At 60.0% G+C, this 2,930-nt stretch carries 1 protein-coding gene and 1 pseudogene; one reads left to right on the top strand and one right to left on the bottom strand.

The features are described from left to right. Nucleotides 1-52: 52 nt before the first annotated feature. Nucleotides 53-1,004 (bottom strand): annotated as a pseudogene (locus BLR85_RS28070) (IS481 family transposase). Nucleotides 1,005-1,282: 278 nt separating this feature from the next. Between BLR85_RS28070 and BLR85_RS28065 the strand changes: the two are divergent. Continuing rightward, a complete protein-coding gene (locus BLR85_RS28065; protein ID WP_170844821.1) occupies nt 1,283-2,716 on the top strand; it encodes a pyridoxal phosphate-dependent decarboxylase family protein in 1,434 nt (477 codons plus the stop codon). Nucleotides 2,717-2,930: the final 214 nt, after the last annotated feature.

The raw sequence follows: 2,930 nt of genomic DNA, 5'->3' as shown, positions 1-2,930 counted from the left end.
TGTGTGGGCAATCCCCATTGACAGAGCCCGCCCCGTTACCGAAGTCCTGATCCTAGGTGTTCAGTCCCGGCATCTGGTGGATCGGATCGACGATGAATCGATCTGGCTCTGAAGTCCAGATCTTGCAGATGTACTCGTACGGTGTGAGGCCGCTCAACGTCTTGAGCCTGCGGGCAAAGTTGTAGGCATTGAGGAAGTCGGTGAGGTGGCTACGAAGCTGGTCGTGGCTGTCGTAGTGGTATCGCTTGACGGTGGCGTCCTTGATCGTTCGGTTCATGCGTTCGACCTGACCGTTGGTCCAGGGATGATTGGGTTTGGTCAACCGGTGCTCGATCCCATTCGCCTCAAAGATCATGTCGAAGCGCATCGGGCGTGAGATGATCGTGTTGCGGTTGCGTGGCTGCTCGGCGAACTGGATTCCGTTGTCAGTGAGGATCGTGTGGATGCGATAGGGCACGGTTTCGAGGAGAAACTTCAAGAACTCCCAGGCCGTCTTTCTGTTCGCCTTCTCGACCAGCTGTGCCACGGCGAACTTGCTCGTTCGATCAATGGCTACAAAGAGATAGAGCTTTCCCTTCGCCGTACGAAGCTCGGCAATGTCGACATGGAAGAACCCGATCGGATAGCACTTGAACCTCTGCTTCCTGGGTTTGTCTCCGTCCACCTCCGGCAGCCGCGAGATGCCATGGCGCTGAAGGCACCTATGCAAAGAAGAGCGCGTGAGGTGTGGGATCGTTGGCTGCAGGGCATAGAGGCAGTCATCGAGCGGAAGCAACGTGTGACGGCGGAACGCCACAACTATGGCTTCTTCATCCTCGCTGAGAACGGTTGAACGAGGCTCCCTTGGTCCGGTCTTCCTGTCCTCGACCGTCTGCCGCTTCCGCCACCGTCTTGGGATTGATCCCAAGCTCCCGGCTCAACTCCGCGTTCGAAGCCTGCGATCGCTGTATTGCTGCTCTGACTGCGTGCGTGGTCGTGGCGCAGCCATGACGTATCTGTCCCATAGGGCGTCCTTCCATTCCAACGAATGGATCGCACCATCAAAACCTGGGATCAAACATCTAGGCCGAATGCCGGATCGGCCTTACTCGCTGACGCAGAATGCTGCGAATAAAGCGGTTGGCCTCGGATTTCTGCATCCGGCGAGAAGGTCAGTTTCGCCGAGCGACCCCTCATCCGAAGGCTCCTGACAAGCCATGCGGATTTGGCGCCAACGGTTTTCCCGAAATGTTCCGCTCGTGATATGTCCGGATTGAGACGTTGTGCGGACAAGGTGGGCATCATGGACAAACAAAGAACCAAAGCGAGCGGACTTAGCGCGGCGCAGGCACGGGCGATGGACGGAGCGGCGCTTGCAGCACGCTTCTATCGCGAGGAACTACCGAATATGCCCGCACGCCCGACGGTGGGGCTCGATGAGGCTGCTGGACGCTTCCTTGCGCCTCTTTCCGATTCCGGAATGCCCGAAGACGAAGTCATCGCGCAGATTGTGCGGGATGCCAGCGGTGGGCTGCACAGTATGGCGAACCCGACCTTTTTCGGCTACGTCCTCGGCGCCTCCCATCCCGTCGGCGTTGCCGCGGATATGCTCGTCGCTGCCTGGGGGCAGAACGCCGGCTCCTCTTTCGAAACCCCGGCCGCAACCGGTATGGAGCGCGCCGTGTGTAATTGGGTGATCGACCTGTTGTCTCTTCCGTCCGGCAGTGGCGCCGGTCTGGTAACTGGGGGCACCGTTGCGAACATGGTCGGGGTAATGGCGGCACGCCACAAACTCCTGGCGGCGCAGGGCTGGGATGTCGAGGCGGACGGCCTTTTCGGCGCGCCTGAGATCCCGGTATTGATAGGAAAGGATGCGCATTCCGCGCCGTTTGCGGCCTTGCGATATGCCGGCTTGGGCGCCGCGCGTGTTCGAGTGGTGGAGACCGACGGCGAAGGCCGGATCAGGGCAGACGCCTTTCGCAGGGCATTGGAGCAGACCGACGCGCCGCCGCTGGTCATTCTGCAGGCCGGACAGATCAACACCGGAGCGTTCGATCCCTTCGGGGAGTTGATCCCGATGGTGCGGGAAAGACAGGGCTGGGTTCATGTCGATGGAGCGTTCGGGTTGTGGCTGGCGGCTGTGCCGGAACTGGAGCACCGTTTGGCGGGTGTCCGGGAGGCGGACAGTTGGGCCGTCGATCTGCACAAATGGCTCAACGCGCCTTTCGACGCGGGCATGGTAATCGTCCGTGACCGGGCGCCCCTCGTCGCCTCGATGTCCGCACGCGGAGCCTACCTTCCGGAAACGACCGGTCATTGGGAGCCATCGGACTCGACCCCCGAATTGTCGCGTCGCGCCCGCGGCATTCCGAGCTATGCAATTCTGCGGCATCTCGGCGTCGCGGGGGTCCGCGAGATGGTGGCGCGCCACTGTCGGCTTGCAGCCCGGATTGCCGCAGCGGTTTCGGCTGAACCCGGGATTGTCGTGTTGAACGAGGTCCACAGCAACCAGGTCGCAATCGCCTGCGGCAATGGACCTGACGGGAACGAATTGACGATGCGTGTCCTTAGGCGAGTTCAGGAGCGGGGAAAAGTCTACCCAACTCACGGCGAATGGGCCGGGCGGCAGATCATCCGTGCATCGGTGATCGGCTATGCAATGAACGAGGCCGACGCCGACCTGCTGTCAATCGAGATTATCGATGCCTTGCGGTGGTGTGTCGACAACCCTGATTGATCGGATCTTACAGCCGCCTGTTTCGCAAAAGATGCCGAAATCCGGGCATTCTCGCCAAATTTCGGCAAAGTGGCCAAGGCCACCAGAGATCGTGATCCATGAGAAAAGGTAGTTTAGGTTTAAAGCGGTTCCATCTCACCTTGAATCGTCGGGGATTCCTTTTGGGATAGATGCATGATTCCTTCCAGTCAGGAGGACTATGCCATGCCCAACG

The organism is Aliiruegeria lutimaris, assembly GCF_900099935.1.
In the GTDB taxonomy this organism is placed as follows: Bacteria; Pseudomonadota; Alphaproteobacteria; order Rhodobacterales; family Rhodobacteraceae; genus Tropicimonas; species Tropicimonas lutimaris.
The sequence above is the reverse complement of the archived record's forward strand: the minus strand, read 5'-3'. Positions and strand labels throughout refer to the sequence as shown.

Bases quoted from the DNA above. Each gene is read 5' to 3' on its own strand.
- BLR85_RS28065 (WP_170844821.1), top strand. From the start codon at position 1,283: ATGGACAAACAAAGAACCAAAGCGAGCGGACTTAGCGCGGCGCAGGCA.